Annotated in this window: 2 protein-coding genes; one reads left to right on the forward strand and one right to left on the reverse strand. The window is 71.5% G+C overall.

What is annotated here, in order from left to right; genetic code table 11:
* Positions 1–543 precede the first annotated feature (543 nt).
* Positions 544–2,919: an HYR domain-containing protein gene (locus tag VF697_RS30130; protein WP_331100293.1), complete on the forward strand. Its 2,376-nt coding sequence runs from the start codon at positions 544–546 to the stop codon at positions 2,917–2,919.
* A gap of 1 nt (position 2,920) precedes the next feature.
* Here the strand turns inward: VF697_RS30130 and VF697_RS30135 are convergent.
* On the reverse strand, positions 2,921–3,479 hold a 559-nt coding region (locus VF697_RS30135; protein ID WP_331100295.1), incomplete at its 5' end, for a metallophosphoesterase.

A 3,479-nucleotide genomic window follows, 5' to 3' on the forward strand; every position in this document is an offset into this window, starting at 1 on the left:
CCAGCACGGCGAGGGGCTCGAGGCCGGCGTCGGCGAGCTGATGGGACGCGTCCGCGAGCAGCATCAGCCGCTCGGTGTCCGGGGTGCCGGAGTCCTGCGCGCGTGCCTGTGGTGCTCCTGCTCCCAAAGCGTCTCCACCCACCACGTCGTGGCGGAGGGCATGTGAGCAGAAACCCCGACCCGAGAGAATCCAGGAGGTTGGCCTACCTGTAGGCAACCTGGAGGAAAGCGATGGATTCCGGACGCAAGGGGCCGGCTCGAGCGCGCCGAGCCCGCTGGACGCGCCCGCTCCACGCCTGCCCGCCCTCGCGACCGTCTCGGTTTGTCTCAGCTTGAGAATCGTTCGTCCGGGACATTGCTACAGCCCTTCGGGGCAGGATGAACGTCCGTGGTGGACGCGAGCACCCCCGTGTTCGTCCACGGGCCGACGCAGGGGCCGCTCCCGCTGGACATTGCGTTCCACGCAAGCTCCTCGCGCATGGCCTTGCGTCACTACTGATTTGCCCAGCGTGGGTGCCTCGTTGCCCACGTTGGGGAAACTCCATGCGCGATACCTGCCCGCCTGCTCGCCTGCCCAGCGCCTTTCCAGGCCTCGGTGTATGCCTGTCCTTCCTGTCTCTCGTCGGCCTCGTGTCCGGCTGCGGGGGCTACTACGAGGAGTGGAACGAGACCGCCATCCACGACGCCGCCCCCGTCCTGGAGAGCGCCCCGGCCCCCTCGACTCCCTCCTCCCAGCCGCCCTCCACCGGGCCCACCCGGGGTGGCTTCGTCGTCGTGACGGGCGATGACGCCGACGACCTGTGGCACTGCGAGGCCAAGGGCTGTGGTGGGCTCTACCCCTCGCTCTTCCGCTCCGCCCTGACGCGCTCGCGCTCGGGTGGCACCGGCATCCTCGCCCTGGGCGTCAACGGCGCCCAGGCCCTCGTCGCCTTCAACAGCTGGAACGACACCGCCAACGGTGGCCCCGGCGCGCGCGTCACCCACGTGCGCACGCTCGAGGACATCTCCCACGTGGACTTCAACCGCTTCGCCCTCGTCTACCTGCCCTCGGCGGAGCGGCACACCCAGGGCGGCATCAACACGCGGCAGATCGCCGCGCTCAACGCGCGTCAGCCGGAGCTCGCCCGGTTCATCAACGAGAAGGGCGGCTCGCTCATCGCCCTCACCCAGGCCGAGGTCCCCGGGGGGTGGGGCTTCCTCCCCATGCCGCTGGAGACGGCGGACCTGCCCTTCGACGTGGCGGAGCCCACCGCGGAGCTGCGGGAGTTCGCGCCCACCCTCACCGCCTACGAGCTCAGCCACAAGTCCTTCCACAACGTCTTCACCGGGCCGAGCGGCTTCTCGGGCCTGCACGTGCTCGCCTACAACGACGAGGCCTTCAGCCCGCACGCCGGCAGGCCGGTGATGCTCGGTGGCTCCGCCGTCATCCTCACCGCCGAGAACTGCGCCGACGGGCGGGACAACGACGGCGACGGCGCGGTGGACGGGCAGGACAAGGACTGCCAGGTGTGCGGCAACGGCACCGTGGACCCCGGCGAGGCCTGCGACGACGGCAACGTGAGGCCCGGGGACGGCTGCAACGCCTCGTGCCAGAAGGAGAACCCGTGCGGCAACGGCCGCGTCGACTCGGGCGAGTCCTGCGATGACGGCAACGCGAAGGACGGGGATGGGTGCAGCGCCTCGTGCCAGAAGGAGAACGTGTGCGGCAACGGCCGTGTCGACCCGGGCGAGTCCTGCGACGACGGCAACTTCAATGGAGGGGATGGGTGCAGCGCCTCGTGCCAGAAGGAGAACCGCGCGCCCGAGGCCACGTGCAAGGATGTGTCCGTCTGCACCGACCCGGGCGTGTGCGTCGCCACCGTCACGGACCTGGCCACCGCCACGGACCCGGATGGGGACGCGGTGTCGTGGGACCTGCACCCGCGGGGCCCCTATGCCCCGGGCACGCACGGCGTCTGCTCCACCGTCTCGGATGGCAAGGCGCACGACTCCTGCTGGTCCAAGGTGACGGTGCGTGACTGCGAGGCTCCCGCGCTCGCCTGCCCCGCCGACTTCCGCGTGGAGTGCTCCGGCCAGGGCCGCGCCCTCGTGTCGCCGCCGCAGGCCAGCGCCACCGACAACTGCGGCCCCGCGAGTGTGACGCAGCCCGAGGCCGTCACCCTGCCGCTCGGCTCGCACACGCTCTCGTACTCGTCGACGGACGCGTCCGGCAACACCGCGACGTGCGCGCCCACCGTGACGGTGGTGGACACCCAGGCGCCCCTGGTGGCGTGCCCCGAGCGCATCGTCGCCGAGTGCACCAGCCGCAACTCCGCCTATATCGACCCCGGCGTGGCCACCGCCTTCGACTCCTGCACCGGCGCCCAGGTCTCCGGCCCGACGCCGGACTGGTACCCGCTGGGCACCAACACCGTGCGCTACACGGCCAAGGACTCCTCGGGCAACGAGGCCTCGTGCACCTCCATCATCGAGGTGGTGGACCAGCGGCCTCCCACCGTCACCGTGGCGCCGCCCGCGCCCTTCTGGCCCGCGGACCAGGGCTTCCGCACCGTGCGCCTCGAGGACTGCATCACCGTGCACGACCAGTGCAGCGGCGGGCTCACCCAGACGGGCGCCTCCGCCTCCATCTCCTGCGTCTCCTCCGACGAGCCGCAGAGCGGGGCCGAGCCGGATGTCGTCTTCGTGGACGCCACCACCGTGAAGGTCCGCGCGGACCGCTCCAACGGGGGGGATGGGCGCGTGTACTCGCTCCACTTCGAGGTGCGTGACACGGCGGGCAACATCACCCGCGGCATCTGCCCGGTGGGCGTGCCGCTGGAGCGCAACGGGGCGCCCGTGCACGACAGCGGGCAGGCCTGGCGCGAGTGCCGTCCCACGGGGAGCGCGCTCCCCTGGGGGCCCATCTCCGCCGCGCCCTGAGCTACTCGTCCAGCAGCACCGGCGAGAAGCCCGCCGCGTCGCAGGAGGCCAGCACGTAGCGCACCCCGGCCCGCTCCCCCGTGAAGCCGGCCGGGATGCCTCCCGCGTGCAGGTGGCCGTAGACGCACACCTTCGGCTTGAACGCCTCGATGGGGGCGCTGAAGGCGGTGGGCTTCTCGTTGGCGTACACCGGCGGGAAGTGCACCGCCACCACGCGCGTGAGCGGCTCGGCGCTCTCCTTCTCCTTCTTCTCCGCGTCCGCGAGGGACAGCGCCAGCCGCCGCGTCTCCCGCTCCACGAATCCCGAGTCCCCCGACTCGTCGCCCATCTCCCCGCCCGGCATCGGCGGAGCCTCGGGGGCCGTCCACAGCCGCGTGCCGGCGATCACCCACCGGCCGATGACGAACGCGCTTCCATTGTGCAGGAAGCCCTCCAGCGTCTTGTAGGGCTCGAGCACCTTGCGCAGCTTTCCCGCCGAGTCGCCCCACCAGTAGTCGTGGTTGCCGCGCACCAGCACCTTGCGCCCCGGCCGCTCGTCCAGCCACTTCAAGTCGTCCTGC

The organism is Archangium sp., from assembly GCF_036388035.1.
Taxonomy (GTDB): domain Bacteria; phylum Myxococcota; class Myxococcia; order Myxococcales; family Myxococcaceae; genus Archangium.

What these genes read in the sequence shown, in the direction of transcription:
- VF697_RS30130 (WP_331100293.1), top strand. Translation starts at nt 544, where the DNA reads ATGCGCGATACCTGCCCGCCTGCTCGCCTGCCCAGCGCCTTTCCAGGC.